Origin of the sequence: Rhizobium sp. NPDC092011, assembly GCF_044756305.1 — a bacterium.
GTDB lineage: Bacteria > Pseudomonadota > Alphaproteobacteria > Rhizobiales > Rhizobiaceae > Rhizobium.
Map to the genome: position 1 here is coordinate 179,196 of NZ_JBIVSO010000008.1, position 23,824 is coordinate 203,019.

Annotated in this window: 17 protein-coding genes; 5 read left to right on the forward strand and 12 right to left on the reverse strand. The window is 59.1% G+C overall.

The annotated features are described in order from the left end of the window. The first annotated feature begins 19 nt into the window (after positions 1-19). A complete protein-coding gene (locus ACIQJ2_RS26625; protein WP_400670601.1) occupies positions 20-1,621 on the forward strand; it encodes a hypothetical protein in 1,602 nt (533 codons plus the stop codon). A 1-nt stretch (position 1,622) separates the two neighbouring features. Here ACIQJ2_RS26625 and ACIQJ2_RS26630 read toward each other — a convergent pair whose 3' ends face one another. Then, the gene (locus ACIQJ2_RS26630) at positions 1,623-2,327 is read right to left on the reverse strand and encodes a 4'-phosphopantetheinyl transferase family protein (RefSeq protein ID WP_400670603.1); all 705 of its coding nucleotides are present in this window, start codon (positions 2,325-2,327) and stop codon (positions 1,623-1,625) included. Position 2,328: 1 nt separating this feature from the next. Further along, a complete protein-coding gene (locus ACIQJ2_RS26635; protein WP_400670606.1) occupies positions 2,329-3,513 on the reverse strand; it encodes a DegT/DnrJ/EryC1/StrS family aminotransferase in 1,185 nt (394 codons plus the stop codon). 213 nt (positions 3,514-3,726) lie between these two features. On the opposite strand from ACIQJ2_RS26635, the gene ACIQJ2_RS26640 reads away from it, so the two are divergent. Continuing rightward, a complete protein-coding gene (locus ACIQJ2_RS26640; RefSeq protein ID WP_400670609.1) occupies positions 3,727-5,442 on the forward strand; it encodes a GMC oxidoreductase in 1,716 nt (571 codons plus the stop codon). Here the strand turns inward: ACIQJ2_RS26640 and ACIQJ2_RS26645 are convergent. The 7 genes from ACIQJ2_RS26645 to ACIQJ2_RS26675 all read right to left on the reverse strand — a co-directional run bounded on the left by ACIQJ2_RS26645 (position 5,439) and on the right by ACIQJ2_RS26675 (position 15,128). Beyond that, a complete protein-coding gene (locus ACIQJ2_RS26645) occupies positions 5,439-6,275 on the reverse strand; it encodes a methyltransferase, TIGR04325 family (RefSeq protein ID WP_400670612.1) in 837 nt (278 codons plus the stop codon). The genes ACIQJ2_RS26640 and ACIQJ2_RS26645 overlap by 4 nt on opposite strands. 139 nt (positions 6,276-6,414) lie before the next feature. Continuing rightward, a complete protein-coding gene (locus ACIQJ2_RS26650; protein ID WP_400670615.1) occupies positions 6,415-7,932 on the reverse strand; it encodes an oligosaccharide flippase family protein in 1,518 nt (505 codons plus the stop codon). Then, positions 7,929-8,354, reverse strand: coding sequence for a hypothetical protein (locus ACIQJ2_RS26655; RefSeq protein ID WP_400670617.1), 426 nt, complete (start codon positions 8,352-8,354; stop codon positions 7,929-7,931). The genes ACIQJ2_RS26650 and ACIQJ2_RS26655 overlap by 4 nt, the downstream gene beginning before the upstream one ends. 11 nt (positions 8,355-8,365) lie before the next feature. Next, positions 8,366-9,058, reverse strand: a complete 693-nt coding sequence (locus ACIQJ2_RS26660; RefSeq protein WP_199148585.1) for a sugar transferase — start codon at positions 9,056-9,058, stop codon at positions 8,366-8,368. A gap of 132 nt (positions 9,059-9,190) precedes the next feature. Beyond that, positions 9,191-10,498: a glycosyltransferase family 4 protein gene (locus ACIQJ2_RS26665; protein ID WP_400670620.1), complete on the reverse strand. Its 1,308-nt coding sequence runs from the start codon at positions 10,496-10,498 to the stop codon at positions 9,191-9,193. Between the two features lie 4 nt (positions 10,499-10,502). Beyond that, a complete protein-coding gene (locus tag ACIQJ2_RS26670) occupies positions 10,503-13,760 on the reverse strand; it encodes a glycosyltransferase (protein ID WP_400670622.1) in 3,258 nt (1,085 codons plus the stop codon). A gap of 30 nt (positions 13,761-13,790) precedes the next feature. Continuing rightward, positions 13,791-15,128, reverse strand: coding sequence for a polysaccharide biosynthesis/export family protein (locus ACIQJ2_RS26675; RefSeq protein ID WP_400670624.1), 1,338 nt, complete (start codon positions 15,126-15,128; stop codon positions 13,791-13,793). Between the two features lie 309 nt (positions 15,129-15,437). Here ACIQJ2_RS26675 and ACIQJ2_RS26680 point away from each other — a divergent pair, with 309 nt between their 5' ends. The 3 genes from ACIQJ2_RS26680 to ACIQJ2_RS26690 all read left to right on the forward strand — a co-directional run bounded on the left by ACIQJ2_RS26680 (position 15,438) and on the right by ACIQJ2_RS26690 (position 19,935). Continuing rightward, positions 15,438-16,634: a glycosyltransferase gene (locus tag ACIQJ2_RS26680; RefSeq protein ID WP_199148582.1), complete on the forward strand. Its 1,197-nt coding sequence runs from the start codon at positions 15,438-15,440 to the stop codon at positions 16,632-16,634. Positions 16,635-16,843: 209 nt separating this feature from the next. Next, positions 16,844-17,824: a sugar-binding transcriptional regulator gene (locus ACIQJ2_RS26685; protein ID WP_400670626.1), complete on the forward strand. Its 981-nt coding sequence runs from the start codon at positions 16,844-16,846 to the stop codon at positions 17,822-17,824. A gap of 56 nt (positions 17,825-17,880) precedes the next feature. Beyond that, on the forward strand, positions 17,881-19,935 hold the full coding sequence (locus ACIQJ2_RS26690) for a bifunctional aldolase/short-chain dehydrogenase (protein WP_400670628.1): 2,055 nt from the start codon (positions 17,881-17,883) through the stop codon (positions 19,933-19,935). Between the two features lie 134 nt (positions 19,936-20,069). Here ACIQJ2_RS26690 and ACIQJ2_RS26695 read toward each other — a convergent pair whose 3' ends face one another. From ACIQJ2_RS26695 to ACIQJ2_RS26705, 3 genes are read right to left on the reverse strand one after another with little or no spacing between them, the layout of a single operon-like run. Further along, on the reverse strand, positions 20,070-21,122 hold the full coding sequence (locus tag ACIQJ2_RS26695) for a substrate-binding domain-containing protein (protein ID WP_400670631.1): 1,053 nt from the start codon (positions 21,120-21,122) through the stop codon (positions 20,070-20,072). Between the two features lie 52 nt (positions 21,123-21,174). Then, complete coding sequence (locus ACIQJ2_RS26700; protein WP_400670633.1) at positions 21,175-22,224, reverse strand: ABC transporter permease; 1,050 nt, start codon at positions 22,222-22,224, stop codon at positions 21,175-21,177. Then, positions 22,221-23,738 carry a sugar ABC transporter ATP-binding protein gene (locus ACIQJ2_RS26705; protein WP_400670635.1) on the reverse strand — a complete coding sequence of 506 codons (1,518 nt, stop codon included), beginning with the start codon at positions 23,736-23,738 and terminating at the stop codon, positions 22,221-22,223. Before ACIQJ2_RS26705 ends, ACIQJ2_RS26700 begins: the two co-directional genes overlap by 4 nt. Positions 23,739-23,824: the final 86 nt, after the last annotated feature.

The following is a 23,824-nucleotide window of genomic DNA, read 5'->3' on the forward strand; positions in this document are numbered from 1 at the left end:
CCACAGGGGGGGAGCGGCTATGAACACAACCAAGCCATTGAGGGTCGGCATACTTGTCGCGCGCGGACATAAGCTCGAGAACTGGGAGCTCATGATCCTGGATCGGATTCTGGCAGCGTCACGGCTGGAGCTCGCCGCAGTCTTTACCCATCCCGTACCATTTGCGGAGCCGAAACCGTCGAAACTGCTTGCGTGGAGCGCGCGATTGGAAGCAAAGGCGTTTGCCCGCCAGCCTGCCTACGCACCGAAGCAATTCAGCAGCCGTCGCCACTTCATCGATTGCTACGACGCCGGTGGCGATACGGCTCGCATCGTCGACAATGTTACCGCCGATTCGCTGCGGCGCCTGAAGCTCGACCTTGTCATCCGCACCATTCCGAAGGGCCTGTCAGACGATGCGATCGCCGCACTGCCATTCGGGGAATGGGCCTTCAACTTCTCCGATCAGCGATCCTCAAATGTCGATTGGTTCGGCTATGCCGAGGTTCTTGCTCGCGCGTCCACCGCGGATCTGATCCTTTACGCGAAATTCGGCAGCAAGGCCGAGCGGCTTGAAATTGCGCGGGCGGCATTCAACATCAAGCCTAGCGCGGCGAGATTGAGCGCTTTCGTGCGGGAGCGAAGCGTGACGCTGGTCATTCGCGAACTGACACGGCTCGCGGATAGCAGACAATTTTCACCAACGGCTTTTGTTGATCGTTCCGAACGGCGAGTGCCGTCACTTGGCAATCTCCTGCGTTACGGCTCCATCGTCGCCGGAACGATGTCGACCAAGGCATACAGGTCGATTAAAGCAAGGCTCCGAGCCGATTCCGCTCTTTGGACGCTCTATACCGGCCAGGGCCAGATCTGTGATTTCGATCCGAGCAAGGCAATCGAGATTCCTCCTTCGGATGCCAGCATCAAGGCCGATCCTTTCCTCTTTCAGCACGAGGACAAATGCTATCTTTTCTATGAGAACTATGCCCGCGGCGACCGCAAGGCCCATATTGCCGTCGGCCACTTCAACGGAGATCTGGTGCAGCCGCTCGGCGTCGCGTTGGAGCGACCCTATCACCTTTCCTATCCCTATATATTTCGCGACGGCGACCAGATCTTCATGATACCGGAAACGCATCAGGCGCGACGACTGGAGGTCTGGCGCTGCCGCCAGTTCCCGTTGAAATGGGAGCTTTATGCGACGGCCTTTGAAGGGCAATCACCAGCCGACAGCGTTCTGCTTCAGCATGACGGCAAATGGTGGCTTTTCACCAACCTGTCTGATTTCCATGCTTACGAAGACCATTGCAGCGAACTCTATCTGTTCGAAGTCGACGGACCGGAATTGACCGGCATCAAGCCGCACAAGCACAATCCGGTTGTCATCGGCAGTACGGAGGCTCGAGGCGCCGGCCGTATCTTCGCGCGATGCGGCCGGCTCCTGCGACCTTCGCAGAGAAATGCTCACGGCATATATGGCTATGGGCTGAATATCATGGAGATCGAGGCGCTCTCGCACACAGAGTATCGCGAACGGTGCATTCGCACCATAACCCCTTCCTTCAAGTCAGGGCTGCTCGGTTGCCACCATTTCGACGAGTCCGGTGGACGCTATATCCTCGACGCCAGATTGACCATCTGAGCTATGGTGCGTCGCGATAGCGCAGATGAACCCTGTGGCCACCCGTGGACGCAACGACCGCGCCAGCGAAATTGATGGGTACAGCAAGCTCCAGAACGGCCCAGTTTTCGGGCGCATCAGGATGTCCTTCGAAGCGATGCAATCGCGGCTCATGTAACCGGTCAAAGATCATGTCGAAACTATCCAGCGGCAACGACAATCCGGCGCCATGCGCCTTCACAAAAGCCTCCTTGCGCGTCCAGCAGCGATAGAAGCCGTCAAGGTAGTCTTCCGGCGGCAGGGCATTTAGCGTTTCACATTCGCTGCGGGAAAAGAACCATTTGGCGATATCCTCCTTCAGGACGCGCATCTCCTCGATATCGATGCCGAGCTCATAGCGATCGGAAACGGCGAGCATGGCGAGATCTGCGCTATGGGTGAGGTTAAAGTGAACCGGCGAGGCTCCGGCATCCGACACGTAGGGCTTTCCGTTCTCACTGTAGCTGAAGCGGATCGATTGCGGCGACAGCCCGAGATATCGGGCCAAAATCAGCCGCATCCTGCTCCTGGCAATGATGAAGCGGTGTATGTCACGGTCATGAACAAACCGTCCTGCCCGCGCGCATTCGTCGGGGGATAACAGCGCAACGGGCATGTCGAGGTCGGGCGGCGAAATGTCCAGCCGCCAACTCCAGACATCGATGACGTCTGGGCCGATAGTCTCCATGTCAGATCGTTGCGTAGAAGAGATTGGTGGGGATGGATTTGGCCTGTTTCGACATGCGGCGGGCCAGATAGGCAACCAGCGCCAAGGGGTAGTTCTCCCCGAGGCTGATACGGCAGGTGCGCTTCAGAATATCCAGCGTCTGCGCACAGGTCTCGGGCGTGTAGTCGATTTTTCGATCCGTCCAGTGAAACGGATTCATGGCCGGATGGCCAGTGCGTTGCTGCAGGATCGGCTGCCAGTTGGTATAGACGTGACGGCTGGAATCGAACAGCCGATAGACACCGCGCTTGCTTTCCTCGGCGAACCTCTTCGCCTCCTCCGAGGTTTCGAAGATGACGTGAAACCCCGCGGCATTGCCGACATCGTTGTGGGGGCCAACCATAAGCCGCGTATTCTTGGCAAAGATCTCACGCATCACGTCATAACGCTCGCGCATCCGGGCTATCATCGGATCGAGCTTCTTCAACTGCACGTTCAACATAGCTCCCTGGATCTGGTTCGCCTTGAAATTGACGCCCAGCAAAGGAGGTTCGTTGGCGTTGTCGTGATGGCCGCGGAACATGGAGCCGATATCGTGATACATCCGGGCACGGGCAAACAGGCGCGCATCGTCGGTTACGATTGCGCCCCCCTCCCCGCAATTTATGTTCTTGAACTGATTGAAACTGAACGCGCCAAAATCGCCGATCGTGCCGACCCGCCTGGTCTTGTAGCGTAGTCCGACGGCCTGGCAGGCGTCCTCGATGACGATCAGATTGCTTTCGCGTGCGATGCGCATGATGCTGTCCATGTCGCAAACCATGTTCGACATGTGGACCGGAATGATCGCCTTGGTTTGCGGCGTGATCTTGCGCAATATATCCTGCGGATCCATGGTGAGCGTGTGATCGATGTCGACAAGGACGGGCACAGCGCCTGCTGCCAAGGGAGCAGCGGCCGTTGCGATCCACGTATAGGCCGGCACCAGAACTTCGTCTCCCGGCCCAACGCCGGCGGCCACCAGAGCGGAAATTAGGGCTCCTGTTCCGCTGCTCGTGGTGAGTGCGTGCTGAACCCCGAACTTGGTGCAGAAATCGGCCTCAAAACGCGCCAGCGGGCCACCGCTCTCGTCGCTGTAGCGCGCCAATTTTCCGGAGGTAAACACCGGCGCAAGCGCCAACCACTCCCGTAACCCCACCTTGGCCATATTCTCCAGCTCCCCAGGAAATTCCGCATTTGCAGAAGAGCCTAGCCTGTGATCGCCGCATTTTCAGCATGGACTTCCGACTGAAAAGAGGTCGGAACCGATCGGGCCACCTATCCGAAATCGGTAGATGTCGCCCGCGCCTATGCCAATCGAACAATTATCCCCGCGCCCGCGATGCTGCTAAAAAATGGCAAGGCCGATGGGAAAGCGATCATGACGAAGCGTGACTTGAGATCCATGCCACATGGCATTGAAATATATGCGGATATCGCTATTGTCGGTGGCGGCCCGGCAGGAATTGCGATCGCACGCGAATTTGCCGATACGACAATCCGCGTTCTCGTCATCGAAAGCGGCGGCTCAGACTATGATGCCGAGATTCAGGCGCTCAACGCCGTCGAGAACATCGGCGAACCGTTCGCACAGCCAGGCGCAGCAGCGCAAGGGCGAGGCTATAATGGAAAGTTGGCGTGGCTAAACGATATCCCGGCGTTTGAACTCCGAAACCGCATGCTTGGCGGCAGCAGCCATACCTGGATCGGTAAATGCGCCGCATTCGACGACAATGATTTCGCAAGCAGGCCCTGGCTCCGGCTCTCGGGCTGGCCGCTTAAGCGCGAGCACCTGCTGCCGATGCTGGATCGCGCCGGAAAATTGCTTAATCTCGGCCCCAATCACTACGACGAAAGCCTGTTTGGGCTGCTGCACACCAGCCCGGAAGATCTTGGGCTCGACCGGCAATTGCTGCGGCCGTTCTTCTGGCAATTCAGCCATATGCGGCACCCTCGCGCCGAGCCGACCCGCTTCAATCGCCTGGCGCTCGAGGTCACGGCTCCCAACATAGATTTTTTGACGCAGGCCACGGTTACTCGGATCAATGTCGACGAACAAGGCCGCAGCGTAACCTCGCTGGATCTCCTGAGCGCGATCGGCCGAAGCGCGATCGTCCATGCCAGAACGATCGTTCTCTGCGGCGGCGGCATCGAAAATGCACGCCTCCTGCTCGCATCGAATGCGATGCTGCCTGCCGGCATCGGCAACGGGCATGATGTCGTCGGGCGCTATCTCTGCGATCATCCCCGCACCTCTCTCTGCCACTTTACGGGCCGGGATATCGACACGATCGCGCGTCATTTCAACTTCTATGGCCTAAACCATGCGGGACGCACACATTTCTATCTCAGGGGATTGTCTTTGAGCCCGGAAATCCAGATGCGGGAAAATCTCACCAACTGTGCCGCCTACCCCGTTCAGATCCACGCTGAGGATGATCCTTGGGCCGCGCTCAAGCGCTTGAGCAAGGGCGTGGGCACAACGCTCAAGGACGACCTGCTGACGGTCGCGAAATCGACGGATATGCTTGCCTGCGGACTCTATGATCGCCTCGTGCGGAAACGCGGTCTGCCGCATCGCTCGACGGAGCTGCGCTTTGACGTCATGGCCGAACAGCAACTCAACGCGGAAAGCCGCATCACGCTGTCGCAACGACGCGACCGGTTCGGCCAACCCTTGGCGCGTATCAACTGGAAAATAGGAACGCCCGAAATCGCCAGCGTCAAACGGCTTGCGCTGATAATCTCGGCCGAATTCGCGCGCGTCGGCCTGCCGACGCCGCAATTGCCGGACTGGATCGTCGCGGATGCGGATGCCGACGCGACATTCATGGACATGGCTCACCCTTCATGCACCACCCGCATGGGAACCGATCCACGCACCAGCGTGGTCGATACCAATGCCATGGTGCATGGCACGGATGGCTTGTTCATTGCGGGCAGTTCGGTGTTTCCGACCCCCGGTCATGCCAATCCGACACTGATGCTGCTCGCCTTGTCGATCCGGCTTGCCGATCACCTCAAGGAACGCCATAGGACTATTCCGCCGCGCAGACCGCAGGTGAGCACACCGGCCTTCTCACTCCATCAAAGCTAGCCAAGCCGGAAATAAAAGCCGGCACTTTCGCTGCGCCCCATCTCCGGATGGGTGTCGATTGCGTGCGACAGAGAGGGAATGGACCATCGATCAACCTGCTTGTAGCCAAGCCTTGTGACGTCACCGATGAATTCAGCCTCGTTGCGCATGTGATAAGGCACGTATGATCTGCCAATTCGCTCAAGGGTGACAAGGCTGCCACCCTTGCGGAGCGCAACCTTGTTGAGGATCAGGTGGCGAGGCAGAGAAGGCATTGTCATCAGAAGGCGAGACAAGGGTATATCGAGATACTGCATGAGCCCCGATCCAAGAAACAATGGCATCTCGCCGGCCTCTTCGATCCGGTCGACAAAATGCAGATGCGCCAAGCCTTCCTTGTCGGCCAGGCTTCGGCCGGCGCGAACAATCGCCGGTAGATCGTAAACGGTCCACCGAAATGAGGCGCTGAGCGGCAGGAGCGGCTGAAAGGCGCGATATTTCGTGCCCATATGCCCGCCTGCATCGACAAGACCGTTAATGTCGGGCAGCAAGCTGCTGATCCAGAACAACACCGGGTAGTCCCATGGCGCCAGCTGGCACATTTTGGTGAAGGCAACGGTTGCGATTTCGTCATGATCGTAACCGGCGAGCGACTGCCGCCGCGCAGCGGCGAGCGCCGCCTCATAGGAGGCATACGCGCCGGTAAAGCGCCGCGGGAAAGGCAGGAGATAGGTCAGCCGCCCTCGCGCCAGACGCAAGGGCGTAAGCCCGTGATCGACCGTCTGAATGGCCGCCTTCACGATGGAGCGTGCGTGGGTTGGCCAGGAAGAACCGGACCACGATGAAGCTGCCATGTCATATCCCCCAATCTGTTTCGATAACCGTTCAGCGCGCCACGGAGGCGCTGAACGGCTCTCGCCCCTACATTTCCCGCAACTCCGCTCGGAAAGCGGCTGAGGGCTCTTTCTGAATCACCAGAACCAACCGCCCCCATCATCGCCGGAGCGATAGAACAGAGGCCGCATCGCCGATCATCTTCTCCAGGACAAAAAGCGTACAGACATAGATCGCACCGCCTGAGACGACCTGCAGCATGACCGTTAGCACGCGCTGCAGGCTGAGCGATCCCGCGAAATAGCCGAGCCCGTAGACCGCCGCCGCCATCAGTGCCACAGCGATGGCGATATAGCCGCTCTTGCGAAGGACGCGCCGCCAGCGGAGCGATCCATAGCGTTCTTGCAGATGCATCGATGTTACGAAGGAAACCATGGCGGCCAGGCACTGCCCCCAGGCCGCAGCCACGACGCCGAACGGCGCGAGAAGCAGGATGAGCGAGACGGAAACCACCGCATTGAGAAAAAGCGTGGGGGGCATGCGCTTGATATTGCCGGATAAGGACAGCAGCGCCTCGGTCACGTAGCCAGGCATCAGCAGGACCTGTTTCATGGAAAGGATCACCACGAGCACGGCGGCGGGTGCCCATTTGTCGCCGAGCACGATGTCAATCAAGTTGGACGATATCAGCGAGAGACCGAGATAGATGGGCGTGGAGATTGTCATGAGAACCATCATGAACACGGTCGCAGAAGGGCCGGCATCCCGAACCGCCCGCCCATCCGGCCCAGTCACGATCGCCGACCGACGAAAGAGTGTCCAGGCAAGCATCCGCGCCGGCTCGCCGATAAGTTCGGAAAATGCCGCAACAATGCGCTCCGCGACGCGGTAGTACCCGGCCTCGGCAAGACCAAGGAAACTGCCGATGGCGAGCGTTCCGGAATAGGAGCGGAGAAAGAGGATGAGCCGGTTGGACAGGATATGGCTCGAAAACTCGAGAATTTCGCGCGCGAAAGGCCAGGTCAGGTATGGCCGCGGATACCAGGACAGCACGACCACCGAGCCGCCCAGGCAGACGAGTTGCGAAACAAGCCGCCCCGCGACGAGCGAAAATACGTTCCATCCGAGCCATAAACCCAGCATTGTGACGCATAGGCCTGCGATTTCGCTGGCAATGCGAATGGCGGCTTGTTTTCGCAGCAGGCCGCGGGCAACCAGCAGCCCATCATAAACCGCATAGAGCGATGACGGTAAGAACCAGCAGCTGAAAAGGGCCAGGAGGAGCGCTTCATGCGGCCGGTTGAAAAAGACCCATGCCGTCATGGCGCAAAGTGATCCGAGCAAAGTCACCATCAAGCCGGCAATGATCGAGATCGTGCCGACCTGATCGAGTTCCCGTTCGGTGCATTCGGCCTTCATGACGAACTCGCCCCATCCGCCTTCGGCGATGACGACAAGCATGACCACGATCGCCGAACTGAATGCGTAGAGGCCAAATTCGGCGGATTCCAACATGCGCGCGGCAACGAGAAAAATCAGAAGCTGCACGACTTGGGAGACGATCTTCGAAACGAGCGTCGACGCCCCGTCGCCGATGATCGACGGCATGCGGGCTAAGAGCCAGTTTCGCAGACCAGATCGACCAGCATTCTTGGGGGAAAACGATAAGTTGCTCATTGGCAGATCATCATCGGATGCGGTTGCGCGTAAAACTCAGCCGTCACCCCTACTGGTTGAAGTAATTCTTGCGCTGGCGACATGTAACAGATCAGTTGCTTCCAGCCTTGCACCAGATAAAATGTATATCGTTCCCATTCAGGACACGATTGCGTGCAATGAAATGCTGCCCGCAGGCGACGGAAACCGGAATTAAACAATTTTTTTTCATAGTAATTGTTATCCTGGATGCCAAGACAAGATTGAGTTTCTGGATAATAGCAGAAGGGCTTGCCGGCAATTGTCATGAAAGACCACGCAGAGCCGCTTATGAAAGAAGACGACGATGATCGCATCCCCTTGGGACCGCCAGGCAAATCGAACCAGAAATATTTGCTGCGCTGGATTCTGGTGATCTTCTGCCTTGTTGTGTGGTTTGCCATGGCCGCCCTTCTCATTTGGTGAGGCGCTCTTTTTCGTTGCGTGCAAACAGCACGACGCCGATGGTCCTGGTGAGAATTGCAAAGTCAGTGCGCAACGAGCGGCTGTGGAAGTAGTCCAGATCGAACTGAACGCGCTCTTCATAGGTCGTATCGGCACAGCGGCTGACTTGCCAGAGACCGGTGATGCCCGGTCTGAGCCCGAGATAACAATAGAGATTGGGACCATACCGGTCGAGTTCCGAGAGGACGACGGGCCGCGGTCCTACCAGGCTCATCTCGCCGCGCTGAACATTCAATAGCTGCGGCAGCTCGTCGGCACTGCTCATGCGCAGATATTTTCCGAGCCAATGGACGCGCGGATCATTGGTCAATTTCTGCGTCGACAGCCATTCCAGTTTTCGCGTGTCGTCGCCGGCAAGCAGTTCCGCCAGCTGACGGTCGGCATCCTTGCGCATCGTTCGGAACTTCAGGCATTCGAAGAGGCGGCCATCGCGACCCACGCGTGTATGGCGATAGATGATGGGACGGCCGTCGACCAGAAGCAATGCGATGGCGATGACGAGCAATGCCGGTGCCAGAAACAGCAAGCCTGCACCGGAAAGAAGAAGGTCGACAACACGTTTGGAACGGCCCAGCCGTTCGGCCTGCTTGAGGTCGAGGCGCGGTCGCTCGCGGTGGGCAACGCCGTCAACAGTCGATAACATATCTTGGTTCCCTCAACGCTTCCATGCTCTCATTAAAGGCTGCCAGCTGCCCTCTTGCTTGACAATTGACCCTGCGGGCATCGACCTAGTCCCAATGGCGTAGGGAGCCGGGCACAGGGCTAACCACAAGCCTCATCCGGTCTCATCGATCAGTCGAGGAGAGGCTGAAAACTCGCCGGTTGTGGCCGATTTCAAGCTTGTATCGACGGCATTTGCGCGCTCGAGAACCCGGCCATACAGTGCCAGCAATGCTTCACGCCATGATGCCGGTGTATGTGCCATCTCGGCTGACCGCCGCAGGCAATTCACACTCATCAAACGGAGTAGCATGTCATCGGAGGCAAGCCGGCGAATTCCGCTTGCAAGCGTCTCCACCTTGCCGCTTTGGAACGTCAACCCGCAGCCCATTGCCGCCAACTCTTCACCGAGAAGTGCGGCATCCGGCAATATCACCGGTATGCCGCTTGTCACCGCCTCAAGCGCAGCCAGACCGAACGGTTCTGGCACTCGCGACGAAACGATGAGCGCGCGGGCATCGCACAGAATGTCGCGCATCTCGTCCTTGGATTTCCACCCGTGAATGACAACCTCCGGGAAATCCCGCTCCAGGCGTGTGCGACCAGCACCATCACCGATGACATGCAGTTTCGCACCGGCAAGCCGTGCGGCAATCGCGGCGTCTTCAAAACCCTTCTCCGGCTCGAGGCGTCCGACGAAGAAGAAGTCGCGTTTCTTCCATGGATCTGTCGCTCGATCGAGAAAGGGCTCGACCGGATTGCGGATCACCTCGATGTTGGCGCTCTCAACCCGTCCACGTAGGAAGTAGTCATGCATGCGCTGATGCACGATGACGATATTGGCGGCAACCTCTTGGATGGGATAGTAGTGCTCGCGCATGAGGTGCCGGACGGACCGCCAGAGCTTCTCATGGTAGCCGCGCTTGTCGCAATTGGTCGTCAGGCAGCTCATCGACATGGGTGTCAGCGGACAAACCTGATTTTTGCGGTAGTTGGCGAAGCCTCCGTTCGGGCAGGACAGAAAATAATCATGCGCGTGCAAGACGACGCGGGCGCGGACGGGCCACAAGGCGCGAAAAACCGAAGGCGACAGGATCTTCGACCAGCCATGGAGATGATAGATCGTACCCGGCGTGTCGATTCGCGAAATGACATCACCGAGACCGTCATGGGCTTGGCGATTGTAGAGGCCGCTTACCAGCGCGCTGAGGCGAGGTTGCTGCATGAGCGGCTGCGCGGCCAGATTGATGGTATCGGGCACAGGCCGGTCGACACCGGCGACATCGCCGGCGAAAAAGGTGACGGCGACACCCACATCCTGCAACAGATTGGCTGAAAGGATCGCCAGATTGGACGCGCCGCCCACCCGGACAGAACGATCGTTGATGACGACGACGCGATCGAGGCCGGGCGGGTTCGTCACCGAACTATTCCAGCGCTTCGATGTTCTGGGGCGCCAATCGACCTCTCAGAAGATCGCGCATGGCGATGAAATTGCCTCTAAGGCGGCCTTTGCGATCAATCCAGGGCTCTGGCCGCCAGACTCTGAGGAGATTGGCCGTCAGATTACGGCTGATCTGCACCGTTGCCTGCCGTGCGCTCATGGTGCGCTTGCGCATGAGGTAGAGTGGGTTTGCAACTTGCGAGTAGCCGAGGCGGATGCCGCTCGACCGCCCGCCCTTCGTGCCAAGATGAACGCCTTCAAGCTGTCTGGCGCTGACGACCTGGCCATAATGGGAAACGAGCCTGCTGAAATCCACATCCTCGAGCCAGCCGTAAAACGGCAGGTTCTCGTCGAAACGCAGGCTGGCGGCTTTGACGATGGCCATCCTGATCGCCATGTTGCAGCCATAGGCATTATAGACCTGACGGACCTGCAGGGTCGGCTCGGATCGACGTCGGCGCTTGCTCTCCACCAAGCGCAGGCCATCGCGAACGGAAATGCCCGGTCCGGTGACGCCGTCGGCGAGAACCGTACCCGTGCATATCGCCACGTCGGGCTGCAGCTGAAACAGCCGCTCCGCCTCTTCGATGTAAGTTGATGTCATCAGGAAGTCGTCGTCGAGAAAAAGAACGATGTCCGCATCCTGGATGCTGTCGAGAATTCGATTGCGCTGGCGGCACAGCCCGCGTTCGCAGATAAGCACGCGTACCGGAAAGTCGAGATTTCGCAGGCAGCTCGGGTCGATATCCTCCGGCGAGGAAAGGCAGACCACGATCTCGTCGGGCTTGCGGGTTTGATTGGCGATATGCGGGAGAATGGACGACAGGATGTCGCGACGCCCCGCGCTTGCAATGCCAACGGTAATCTTCAAGGGACGGCCCAGGAGCTGGCCTGTCAGCCGCCTTGCCGAAGCCCGCTGCTGACGCTCCTGCGGCTTGCGACGCCAGGGCCACGCGTGGCGGTTCTGCCGTCTTTCGTAGCTGCGATTGGCGATAATGCCGAGAATGTTGATCGTTGTCGTGCCGAAGCTTGCCAAGGCGTCGGACAGTCTTTCCACGGTCATCTTGTTCGTCTGCCCGACGACGACGACGATGCCTTCAAGGTAGGTGCAGATCACACGTGTATCCGCAGAATCCTCGAACGCGGACATGTCGACGATAACGACCTTATATTGCCGACGCAGCAAATCGATCTCGGCCTTGAGCGCCGGAAGATGTCCGTAGCGTTGGGACGCGGCGACCGATTTTTCGGTCTCGTCGACCGTCACCACCGGGACGCTGCCATGCGCATGCACGAATTCCGCATCCGGCTGATGCTCGGCCTTGGCAACCAGAAGACCGTTTTCGTGGGCGACGGCATAACGCCGCGGCACTTCGTTGATGTTCAAAGCCTCCATGCCGAATTCCGTGCCGGATTCCGTAACGACACAGCTCAGCCTCGCATTGAGGAAGTCGGCATCGACCAGAACCACCGAGGCACCCTCATGCTGGTAGAGCTGCGCAAGATTGGTGGCGATCGTGGTCTTGCCCTCGCCGGTGCCGACGGATGTTATGCCGATCACCATGGGCGCATTGGGCGGAAAGGCGGAATCGATGGAGTGCTTGACGCCGCGCAGCGCTTCGGAGAATTGCGAATATGGCGTGTCTATCACGGACCTCAGCGGCAGCATCGTTCGTCGCCAGCTGGGGTTGGCCACAGCCATGCCTCCCGGCAGGAATGAGGGGCTTGCGTAAACGGGCACATGCCCCAGAGAACTGATCCCCAGTTCCCGCCGCAGCTTCTCGCTGGAGCTGACACGCCGATCCAGGCCATCCCGCAACAAGGCGGCCATGACGCCGGCGGCAAGGCCGAGCATCGCCGTGAACGGCATGACGAAAGAGGATTTCGGCCATGACTTTGCCAATGGCACGGCTGCTGCCGTCACCACGCGGATGCTGCCAAGCGGGAATGATTCTTTCTGCAAGGCGCCGATCAGTTGCTGCAGAATGCTTTCATACATACGGCGATAGGTGGTCGCCCTGCTTTCCATTTCCGACAGCTCGACTTTCGCCAGGTTCTTGTCGGTTCCAGCGTCCTTCAACGAGGCTACTTCGTCGCTGAGAAGTTTTTCTCGGGTTTGCGCCACGTCCAGATTTGTCTTGTAGACCGCCTGAATGCGCTCGAACTCCTTGCGCATGTCCCCTTTTACCCGGTCGATTTCCTGCCGCGCAGCAAGGATGGCAGGATTGTCGGCATCGTATCTGCTTGTAAGGCTATTCAGCTTGGCCGTCGCGACACCCAGATCTTCCTGGAGCTTCTGTATGCGCGGGTTGTTCATCGTCTCGTCGACATCGCCTTCGACCTTGCCTCCGGCCATCAGCTGGTTGAGTGTCGCAAGCTTGGCTGATTCAGCCGCCGTCTGCGCCTTGGCCGCAACGGCCTGGCTGCTGATCTCGGACAGTTGCTGCTGGTCGAGTGAGGACGATGTGCTGATCTCCATGATCCCGTTCTTGGCGCGGAATTCCTCGACGTTCATGGCTGCTTCGCGTGCCTGCCGTCCAACTTCGATCAGCCGCGTCTCCAGCCATTTGGCGCCGCTTTGCGCTGCCGAAGCGCGTTCCGACAGACCCGTGCTGATATAGGCTTCGGCGACAGCGTTGGCTGCGGCAGCCGCCTTCTGCGGATCGACCGAGCTATAGCCGATTTCGAGGATGTAGGACTGGCCAACGCGGGTTACCTCGACACGTGACAGGAAAGAGGCCATGGTGCGGCGCATGACGTCGTCCTCCGTGGCCTCCGTTTTCGCGCTCCCATCATCGCCATGTCTGAAAAAGCTGAAGAAGCCACGCAGCTTCTCATGCAGGGCAGCTTGCCATGACGGGCCCCCTATGATTTCCGGGTCCTCCGTCAGGTTCAGTTTCTGGACGACGGCACGCGCGATCGCCTCGGATTTGACGATCTCGACCTGGCTTGCAATTTCAGCCGCTTCGATGATGACAGTGCCGGTGAATGCATCCTGGGACACAATACGTCCCTGATCCGGATCCATGACGAGGCGGGTAGTTGCCAGATAGACCGGTTGGGTCGTTGCCATGTAGATGCCACCGATACCGAGCCCCGCTCCCGCGAACAGCGCAAAGATCATCCAGTGCCGTTGCAGGAAGCGCCAAACGTCGCGAAACGAAATATATTCGCTGTTCCCCGTACCCTTGACCTCCAATGGAGTGCCGGAGAAACCCTTGCCGATCTCGTGAACTGCCATGACTATCGCCCCATCTTCACTTGCTTAGCACTATTGGGATTGACCGGTGTCGACGGATGAGACCGTCGTGCTATCCAGACTTCCGGAAATGTTGTAGCGGACATCCAACACGTCTCCTGGCTGCAACTCTGTCGCCTCGGTTACCTTGACTGCATCGGCCTCATCGCCCTTCCGCGTGATCCAATATTCCAAGGGCTGAAGATCGAGCGCCTTCATGCTCTGGCTTCTTGACAGTGAAGCACCGGATATCTGCAGAAGCTGCAGCGTCGTGTTGCGCTTGAGCTTGGTATCCTCGATTTCGGTCTCGGTGGCCTGCAGCTGCTGGCCGGCGTCGGTTTTGCGCTGCCCCTTGAGATTGAGCGCATCGCGTTCGGTCTCGCTCAGCTTCTGCTTTGCCTGCATCGATGCAACGACAAGATCCAGCTTGCCGGCCTGCATTTCGGCGACCGTCCGCTCCAGAGAGGTTTTGCGCGATGTCGTCAGTATCTTGGTATCGACCAGTTTGGAGATGTCGCTCAATTCGTCTTGCGCGATCTTCACCTGCTCATCCTGAGAAGACATCTTTTCATCGAGGATGTTGATTTCATTGTGCAATAATGCCTCAAGGTCTGCGGCTGAAGCCAGTTGCTGGCGCAGGGCGTCTGCCCTGGCGTTGAACAAATCCACTTCGCTCGTCATGATCTGCCGGACAGCCGAGCCCTCGGGAGCCGCTTTGATCTCCGGCGGAAAGGTGATTGCGGGTTGATCGTCAAGTTCCGCCAGCAGGCGAGCCCGCCGGGCGCCCAGCTGCTTCAGCTGCAGCTCCATCCGGCTGATTTCACCCGCGTAGCTGATCTGCTGGGCTTCCGTATAATCGCCCGTCTGACTGGAGCGGCGCTCGCGCCCTCCGGCCATTGCCATTGCTTGCTTGACGGTCAGGCCGGGTCTAAACTCCAGCTCGCTCGGCTTTTCGACCGCACCCGACACGTAGATCATCGGATATTTGATGACTTCGACCGACGCCGTAGGCGCCACCGCCAAACCGGTGATCTGCTTCAATTTTACACCGATGTCGGCGCTGATGTCCTCGACCGTTTTGTCGCCGACCTGCATTTGACCGATCATCGGAATAGAGATCGAGCCGGACTGCGAGACGACATATTCGCCATTCAGCGCCGTCCATTCTTTGTATTCGCCTGTGCCGCTGATCCATTCGACGATGGCGATCTTCAGCCTGGCCTGCGGTCCGACATGGTAGATGTCGCCGGCTGCCGCGCTTGCGACTCCATATGAGCCCGCGCCGGACAGGACCATTGCAAGCAGCCAGGGTGTCAGGGCCTTATGCGACCGGGACGCCGAACGGCATATCAAAGCGGAAACTTTGGACATCAGCTGAACTCTCGCTTGCGTAACGCTCGTGCCATCGGTCAGTCGAAGGCACAGGTGACGAGATCAACAGCAGGACACGCAGAGGTAAATCCCCTGCCGCAGCAACACGGCTTATCACTTCTGAGAGGGAGCTGGACAATCCGGCCCCCTCTTGGTCGAGGGGCCATATCCTTGTGTAGAGGCTGCAGATACCGGCTAAATCTTTTGGCTACCACCTTCGCCCATTTGGATGCTTCGTTGAACCGATGTAGGCCCTGTCGCAAAAGTTGCCGCCTGCTCAATGTGGTCTCGGCCGACGGAGGGACGCAAATGCGGGTGGCGATCGTACATTATTGGCTGGTGGCGATGCGAGGAGGCGAAAAAGTCGTCGAGGCGCTCTGCGACATGTATCCGGATGCCGACATATTCACCCTCGTCTGCGATGAAAGCAGGCTATCCGACAAGATACGAAAACATAAGATCGTCACATCGTTCCTGCAGCGAATTCCAGGCGCAGTCAGAGCGTATCAGTCGCTTCTTCCCCTTATGCCGTTTGCGCTGGAAAGCTTCGATCTCACGAACTACGATCTCATCATCTCGAGTGAATCAGGCCCGGCCAAGGGCATTATTCCGCCGCCTCAGGCGACGCATGTCTGCTACTGCCATTCACCCATGCGATATCTTTGGGATCACTATCATTTCTATCGATCCCATGCAGGTCTCGGCTCACGGCTCATGATGCCGATGCTCGCGCCGCTGCTGCGCTCCTGGGACGTCAGCACCAGCCTGCGCGTCGATCGTTTCGTCGCCAATTCTCATCATGTTTGCGATCGCATCGGCAAATACTACCGGCGCCCGGCAACCGTCGTCTATCCGCCAGTCAATGTCGACGATTTCGCACCGGCATCATCGACGGAGGATTTCTATCTCTGTGCCGGCCAGTTGGTTCCCTACAAGCGGGTCGACCTGGCGATAGAGGCATTTACCCGGATGAACCGCAATCTGGTGGTCATCGGCGAAGGCCGGCAACTGGAGGAACTGAAACGCAACGCCGGGCCTTCCATTACTTTTCTCGGTCATACCCCTTTCGCAGTTCTCAAAGAAAAGCTTGCCCGCTGTCGCGCTTTGATTTTTCCGGGCGAAGAGGATTTCGGCATCGTTCCGGTGGAAGCCATGGCAAGTGGCAGGCCTGTCATTGCCTATGGCAGCGGCGGCGCGTTGGAAACGGTCATACCGGGAGTAAGCGGCGTTCTGTTCGAGGAGCAATCCGCCGACGCGCTTATCGACGCGGTGCATCAATTCGAGGCGACCGAGCATCACTTTCATTCCGGAACGCTTTTGGCGCATGCGGAACAATTCAGCCGGCATCGTTTCATGGCCGGTATGCAGGCCATTATCAACGAGGAGCTGCTGACCCGCAGGGCCAATAAGCTGCGCAACCATCGCCCCGTCGCGGCCATGCAACTTGGCCTTGAAGCACAATTGCCGATCCTTGCCGCAAAGCCACAAGAAACCACGTTACAGTAGATCATATTGGCATCAGGACCGGAGCGAGGCGCCGATCGCGCGTCGAGGATCAGATTGGGCCCGCCGGTCCGGTGCTCTCCTTTTTTCCCAGGATGGCTCAGCTTATCCGCCACTTTGCACAGCGCGGGCGCCGCCACATCGGCATGATGCATTGACTTTTGTCAGTGATGATGAATTATGTCAGCACATCTGATTTCTAAGAGAGCAGCATGCCGATCCGCTCCAACGACCAAATTATCCACAAGGCCGCCTGGCTCTACTATACCCACGGTATGCGCCAGGACGAAGTTGCCCAGCGCCTGGAGATTTCGCGCGCCTCGATTGCCATGTATCTGCGCCGAGCCCGCGAAATGGGCATCGTCACGATCACGACGTCTTCCGAACTGTTCTCCGACGATGTTCTCGCCCGGGAGCTGGAAGACGCAACGGGCCTGACGGCCGCCTGGATCGTTCCCGAAGACCGACAGGCAATGGATCCGGCCGCGGAAATGCCCGTCGTTGCTGCGTCGGTGTTCCTTGAGCTCATCAATAAGGGCGATCGGATCGGCGTGGCCTGGGGACGGACCGTCTATCACATCGCCGACGTCATGCCTTTTGCCGATCTGCGCGGCGTTACCGTCGTTCAGCTATGCGGCAATCTGGGCGCGCCCTACTCCTATCGCCCCGACCAGTGTACGACCGAAATCGCCCGGCGGCTTAATGCCGAAGGCATCAACCTTTATGCGCCGCTTGTTCTTTCCTCGGAGCGGCTCGCCGAAGAACTGCGCTCCGAGCCGGTCATCCGCGAACAGCTCGCGACAATCGCCGACTGCCAGCTCGCGCTCTATTCGGTCGGCGGCATCGAAGAAGACAGCCACCTCGTCAAATGCGGCGCCCTTTCGGCGGAAGAAATGCACGCGATGGGGGATAAGGGGGCAGCAGGCGTCATTGCCGGACAGCTCATCGACCACGACGGTCAATGGATGGATTGTGCGCACAATCGGCGCTGCATGTCCGCGGACCTCGGCTCCATCCGCGCGATCAAGAAGCGCATGCTCGTCGTGCAGGAAGACAGCAAATTCGAACCCCTGGTCGCCGCGCTGAAGGGCGGCTTCGCCTCGCACCTCGTCGTCACCACATCGATGGCGCGACGGATTCTGGATCGCTGGCAGACAGAGGGGCTCGACAGGAACAGCTCGGGCAACACCTGAGCCTGTCACGTGGCCCGCCGATCAGGATGGGCCTTTTCATTGGGAGGCAGACTGAAATGGAAAATCTTTGGCGCGACGATGTCGCGGAAAAAGTCGTGGCCGATTATCAGGCCAAGGGCGTCAATCGCGATCTCGCGTTGCGCACCTATACGACGCGGCTCCTGGGAGGCGAACCGCGGCTTGTGCTGCATGGGGGCGGCAATACTTCCGTGAAAACGGAAATGACCGATCTCGTGGGCGATACCCACGCCGTCCTCTGCGTCAAGGGCAGCGGCTGGGACATGGGCGCCATTGAGCCGCCTGGCCTGCCTGCGGTCCGGATTGAGCCGCTTCTGAAGAGCCGCAAACTTGCAAAGCTGTCTGACGAAGACATGGTGACCTTGCTGCGTGCCAATCTCATTGATCCCCTGGCGCCCAATCCTTCGGTCGAGGCGCTGCTGCACGCCTTTCTTCCGCACAAATTCGTCGATCACACCCATTCGACCGCCATCCTTGCTATCGCCGACCAGGCGAAAAGCAGGGAGATGAGCACGGAGCTGTTCGGCAAGAAGATGGGCTTCGTGCCTTATATCATGCCGGGATTTGCACTCGCCAAGGCGGCCGCGGAGGTCTTTGAGCAGGATCCGACGGTCGAGGGACTGATCCTCGACAAGCACGGCATTTTCACGTTCGGCGAGACGGCAAAAGAAGCCTACGACCGAATGATCAATTACGTGTCTCTAGCGGAAGACCATGTGAAGCGGAACGGCCGCCACCCCTTCACATCCGCTGCTTTACCCGCGGATCTCGCAGACCCCAACGATATTGCCGCGATGCTGCGCGGTGCCGTTGCGGTCGACAAAGGCGAAGGTCGCTTCGACCGCATGATCAGCGTGTTCCGCACCTCGCCCGATATCCTCGAATTCGTGAACTCAGCCGAAGTCGCCGATATGGCGGCACGCGGCGTTTCCACGCCCGATCTTTCCATCCGCATCAAGACCGGACCGATGGTGTTGCCGGCGCCAACCAAGGAAAATCTCGACAGCTATCGTGGCGTGATCGATGAGCGCGTCGCCGCTTTTGCCGCCGACTATACCGAATATTTCCGCAGCAACGATGCCCGCGACGACGTCAAGCGCATCATGCTCGATCCGATGCCGCGCCTGACCCTCGTGCCGGGCCTTGGCATGTATGGCCACGGCCGGACCTACAAGGATGCGGCGATCGCCGTTGATGTCGGCGAGATGTGGATCGAGGCGGCACGCGACGCAGAATCTGTCGGCCGCTTCGAGCCGGTCAGCCGGCCGGATCTCTTCGATCTTGAATATTGGTCGCTGGAACAGGCAAAGCTCGCCGGCGCCAAGCCCAAGCCCTTCACGGGTCAGGTCGTGCTGGTGACGGGCGGGGCTGGTGCCATCGGTGCCGCTATCGTCAAGGCATTTGCGGCCGAAGGCGCCCATGCCGTCGTGGTCGACCTCGATGATGAGAAAGCCAAGGCCGTCGCCAAATCCGCTGGGAACAACTCGATCGGCGTTGCCTGTGACATAACCGACCCGGCCTCGGTGCGCGCCGCGTTCGACGCCGCCGTTGCCGCGTTTGGCGGTGTCGACATTGTCGTCTCCAATGCCGGAGCCGCCTGGGAAAGCCCGATCGCCACCATGGACGACGCGCTGCTGCGCAAAAGCTTCGAGCTGAACTTCTTCTCCCATCAGAGCGTCGCGCAAAGCGCTGTCCGCATCATGAAAGCGCAGAGGACCGGCGGCGCCCTCCTTTTCAATGCTTCCAAGCAGGCCGTCAATCCCGGTGCCAAATTCGGCGCCTATGGGCTTCCGAAAGCGGCAACGCTTTTCCTATCCCGCCAATATGCGCTGGAACACGGCGCCGACCGGATCAGGGTCAATGCCGTCAATGCCGACCGCATTCGATCTGGCCTGCTCAACGATGAGATGATCGCCAACCGGGCGGCGGCACGCGGACTCTCCGTTTCGGAGTATATGGGCGGAAACCTGCTTGGCCTTGAAGTGACGGCGGACGACGTCGCCCGCGCCTTTGTTCACCATGCCCTGGCAGAGCGAACGACCGCCGACGTAACCACCGTCGATGGCGGCAACATCGCTGCCGCGCTTCGCTAGAGTAATCGTGACTTCGACAACGAAAATGCCCCCATTTGGGGGCATTTTCTATTGTCACTCCGAGGGACACAGTGCCCTGCAGGCAACAAAAAAGGCGGCCTTGCGGCCGCCAGTCGTTGGGAAAGGTTTGATGGTTACTTGGCTGCCGCTTTGGGCATCCAGGCCGGCATGGCGACATCTGCATGGGCGAACTGCGGCAGCTTGGCCCCGAGTTCCTCCATGTTTTTGATGTCCTGCGCGTTCAGATCCTTCTGGGTGATGAGTGTCGGAGGAACGACAACCTGATGCCCCGGATCCTGACCGGCAAGCAGCATGGCGAGCGCACGGACCGAGACCTGACCAACCACGGCCGGATTTGTCGCCGCCGTCGCTGCCCATGCCGAACCGGATTCGCGCATTGCGGCGATATCAGGCGTCGAAATGTCGGCCGAATAGATCTTGACGCTCGAGGACATTCCCGCCTCGTCCACTGCGATCTTCACACCCTTGGCAAATTCGTCATAGGGGGCAAACATCACGGTAATATCAGGATTGGCGGATACCACCGAACGAGCCTGGTTAGCGACGGAGTTGGCGATCGGGTTATCCATCGTACCGAACTGGGCGGCTTCCTTGATGCCGGCATATTTCTTCTTGAACTCTTTCCAGGTCTCGTCGCGCCGGTCGAGCGGCGCAATACCGGCAACATAGACGTAGCCGGCCTTGAAGCTTTCGCCATTGTCCTTGATGGCCTGTTCGAGCGCGAGACGAGCGAGGTCGCGGTCAGACTGCTCGATCTGCGGAATCTTCGGGTTTTCGACATTCACGTCAAAGGCGACAACCTTGATGCCGGCGTCGACGGCGCGCTGGGCCGCATCCTTCATGGATTCCGTCAGGCCGTGCTGAATGATGATACCCTGCACGCCGAGCGCGATGGCCTGGTCGACCATGTCAGCCTGCACGGCCGCATCCTGGCGGCTGTCGAACACCTGCAGCTGGACGCCGAGCGCCTTGGCCTGCGCTTCGACACCGCCCAGATAGGACTGGAAGAAATCGCCGGTCGAAAGATACCGCACCAGCGCAATCTTAACCTTCCCGGGATTGTCGAACGGCTTTGGCATGTCGGCGGCAAAGGATGGCGCACCAAACGCCGCCGCTCCCATCAGGCCGAGCGTCAATGCGCCCAGCGTTCTGCGTGTCATCTTCATAACAGTCTCCTCCTCCGGTAACATTATGATTATCCGCCAGGGACATCCGCCCTTAGCGTTTGCTCCTCTTTGAGAATGCAAAGGTGAAAATCAGAGCGACGACGAGAACCGCGCCCTTGACGAAATCCTGCGTGTAGTAAGGCACATTCATCATCGTCAGGCCCTGCAACAGGATACCGACGAAAAGAGCGCCGATGGCGGTCCCCAAGGCATTGGGCTTTGCCGCGCCAAGGACTGCAAAGCCGATCAGCGCGGCGGCAACGGCATCGAGCAAGAGGTTGTTGCCCGACGCGATATCGCCACGACCAAGACGCGCTGCGAGCAGAATGCCGCCGATCGATGCGAAGATGCCCGAGATGATGTAGGCGGAAATCTTGTAGGCATTGACGGGTGCGCCGGCGAGCCCGGCTGCGCGCTCGTTGGAGCCGACGGCATACATCATGCGTCCGAACCTGGTATATTCGAGAAAGAACCAGATCAGGATCGCCAGCACGATCAACACGACCACCGAAACCGGCACGAGATTGGGCAGGATGAAGTCGAAGCGGTGGCGGCCAAGAGCGAGAAAGCCCGGGCTGAATGCGCCACTTGCGACGGAGCCATCCGGCAGCGTCATTCCGGTGGCAACGGAGCGGCCCTCGGTCGGAATTCGCTGAAGCCCCAGCAACAGGAACATCATGCCGAGCGTCGCGAGCAGATCCGGCACGCGCATGTAGACGATAATGATGCCATTGATGAGCCCGACCAGCACCCCAACGGCCAGGCAGACGAGCGTTGCCGTGACCGCATCGCCGCCCATGACCACCATCACATAGGACGAAGCCATCATCGCGCTTGTCGCAACCGAACCGATGGATAGATCGAAGCCGCCGACTACGAGCGTCGCGGTGACGCCGAGGGCAAGGATCCCGGTGATCGATACCGATTGCAGGATGAAGACCGCGCTCTGCGGCGAAGCGAAGCCGCCGGTGACGAGCGAGAAATAGATGACCATGCCGAAGAGCAGCACGAGGAAACCATATTTTATCGCGAGATCCCTGAAGCTCACACTCGGTTGGGACAAGGGAACCGCACCCGCGGATTTGCTCTGTTCACTGCTCATATTGCGCTGACCTGTTGAGAGGATTGACCTGCGATCTCAGACAGCAGGCGCTCGACATCGATGCCGGAATTGCGATGCTCGCCGACGATCGTCTGCTCCGACATCACGAGGATGCGGTCGGCCACTTCGAAGGCTTCGTCGAGCTCGGTGAGAAAAAGAATGGTGGCCCGACCACGCGCCGAGGACCGCAGCTTGTCGCCGATATCGCGGCGGGCAACAATGTCGACGCCCTGAAACGGCTCGTCGAGAACGAGAAGGCGCGACGGCTCCGAAAGCCAGCGGCCGACCATGACCTTCTGCTGATTTCCGCCGGAGAGCGTGTGCATCTCGTCACGCTCGTTGCGGCAGACGACGCCAAGTGCGGATATTTGCTGACGTGCCCTGGAGCGCTCGTTGCCGCGGTTCGATATGCCAAAACGCGACAGCCGCCGCAGGAATGGCAGGCTGATATTCTCGTAAATGTTGAAATCCGGCACGATGCCGCTGATCGCGCGGTCCTTGGCCACGAGGAAGACGCCTCGGCCGATGGCCTGGCCGGTCGATTTTGGCTGATAGCTTTTACCATCGAGCGTCATCTGGCCTGCCGCCGGCATGCGCGCTCCCGCCAATACTTCGGCAAGCGCCGACTTGCCGACACCGACAAGACCCGTAACCGCAACGATCTCGCCATCTCCAAGCGCAAAATCGAACGGCCGCGAATGCTCGGACAGCCTCAAGCCTCTTCCCTGGAAGACGGGAATGCTTGCCTCGCGCACCGAGATGGCATCGACCGAGACCTTTCGGCCCAGCATTGCGTTGACGGCACCCTCGTAATCGAGATCCGGCCCTTCAAACCGGCCGGTGATGCGGCCGTCGCGCAACGACACGATGCTGTCCGCAAGCCGGCGAATATCCGACATGCGGTGGGAAATATAAAGAATCGCGACGCCTCGCGCCTTCAACCGGTCGACAAGCTCGAACAGGCGATCGGCTTCCGCGCTCGACAGTGACGACGTCGGCTCGTCGAGGATCAGAACTTTCGGCTCATGCGCCATGGCGCGCGCAATCGCCACCATCTGGCGATCGGCAAGGCTCAAATCATTGATGCTGGATTTGAGATCGATCGTCAGGCCCATGCGCGACGCGACAAGTGCTGCCTCGCGCCGAACGCGGCGCGGGTTGAAGAACAGCCGCGCGCCACGCCCGTTCAACCGGTCGAGCGTCAGATTGGTCGCCACATCAAGATCGGCGACAACGCCATCATTGATGTTTTGATGCACCGTCACAACGCCAGCGCGGATCGCTTCCGCGGGCGTCGAAGGATCGAAGGGCGCATCGGAAAGAGTGATCGTACCGGCATCACGCGGATAGACACCGCTCAAGATGCGCACGAGCGTGGATTTTCCGGCGCCATTGGCACCCATCAAGGCTGTGACGGCGCCGCCCTTAAGGTCCAGATGCACCCCTTGGAGCACCGCCACCGCACCAAAGGATTTACGGACACCCTCGATGCGAAACACTGCATGTTCGCTCATTCTCTCCTCCCAATGACAGCAGGTTAGGATAGCTTTTAATCAAATGTCAAGGCCATTGACATTTGACAGAATGCTGACTTAGTTGT

Excerpts from the sequence above, each read along its gene's own strand:
- ACIQJ2_RS26700 (WP_400670633.1), bottom strand. The coding sequence starts at position 22,224 with ATGAGCAGTGAACAGAGCAAATCCGCGGGTGCGGTTCCCTTGTCCCAA.
- ACIQJ2_RS26705 (WP_400670635.1), bottom strand. The coding sequence starts at position 23,738 with ATGAGCGAACATGCAGTGTTTCGCATCGAGGGTGTCCGTAAATCCTTT.
- ACIQJ2_RS26645 (WP_400670612.1), bottom strand. The coding sequence starts at position 6,275 with ATGGCAGCTTCATCGTGGTCCGGTTCTTCCTGGCCAACCCACGCACGC.
- ACIQJ2_RS26630 (WP_400670603.1), bottom strand. The coding sequence starts at position 2,327 with ATGGAGACTATCGGCCCAGACGTCATCGATGTCTGGAGTTGGCGGCTG.
- ACIQJ2_RS26635 (WP_400670606.1), bottom strand. The coding sequence starts at position 3,513 with ATGGCCAAGGTGGGGTTACGGGAGTGGTTGGCGCTTGCGCCGGTGTTT.
- ACIQJ2_RS26680 (WP_199148582.1), top strand. The coding sequence starts at position 15,438 with ATGCGGGTGGCGATCGTACATTATTGGCTGGTGGCGATGCGAGGAGGC.
- ACIQJ2_RS26685 (WP_400670626.1), top strand. The coding sequence starts at position 16,844 with ATGCCGATCCGCTCCAACGACCAAATTATCCACAAGGCCGCCTGGCTC.
- ACIQJ2_RS26660 (WP_199148585.1), bottom strand. The coding sequence starts at position 9,058 with ATGTTATCGACTGTTGACGGCGTTGCCCACCGCGAGCGACCGCGCCTC.
- ACIQJ2_RS26675 (WP_400670624.1), bottom strand. The coding sequence starts at position 15,128 with ATGTCCAAAGTTTCCGCTTTGATATGCCGTTCGGCGTCCCGGTCGCAT.
- ACIQJ2_RS26625 (WP_400670601.1), top strand. The coding sequence starts at position 20 with ATGAACACAACCAAGCCATTGAGGGTCGGCATACTTGTCGCGCGCGGA.
- ACIQJ2_RS26640 (WP_400670609.1), top strand. The coding sequence starts at position 3,727 with ATGACGAAGCGTGACTTGAGATCCATGCCACATGGCATTGAAATATAT.
- ACIQJ2_RS26690 (WP_400670628.1), top strand. The coding sequence starts at position 17,881 with ATGGAAAATCTTTGGCGCGACGATGTCGCGGAAAAAGTCGTGGCCGAT.
- ACIQJ2_RS26695 (WP_400670631.1), bottom strand. The coding sequence starts at position 21,122 with ATGAAGATGACACGCAGAACGCTGGGCGCATTGACGCTCGGCCTGATG.
- ACIQJ2_RS26655 (WP_400670617.1), bottom strand. The coding sequence starts at position 8,354 with ATGGCAAACCACACAACAAGGCAGAAGATCACCAGAATCCAGCGCAGC.
- ACIQJ2_RS26670 (WP_400670622.1), bottom strand. The coding sequence starts at position 13,760 with ATGGCAGTTCACGAGATCGGCAAGGGTTTCTCCGGCACTCCATTGGAG.
- ACIQJ2_RS26650 (WP_400670615.1), bottom strand. The coding sequence starts at position 7,932 with ATGAGCAACTTATCGTTTTCCCCCAAGAATGCTGGTCGATCTGGTCTG.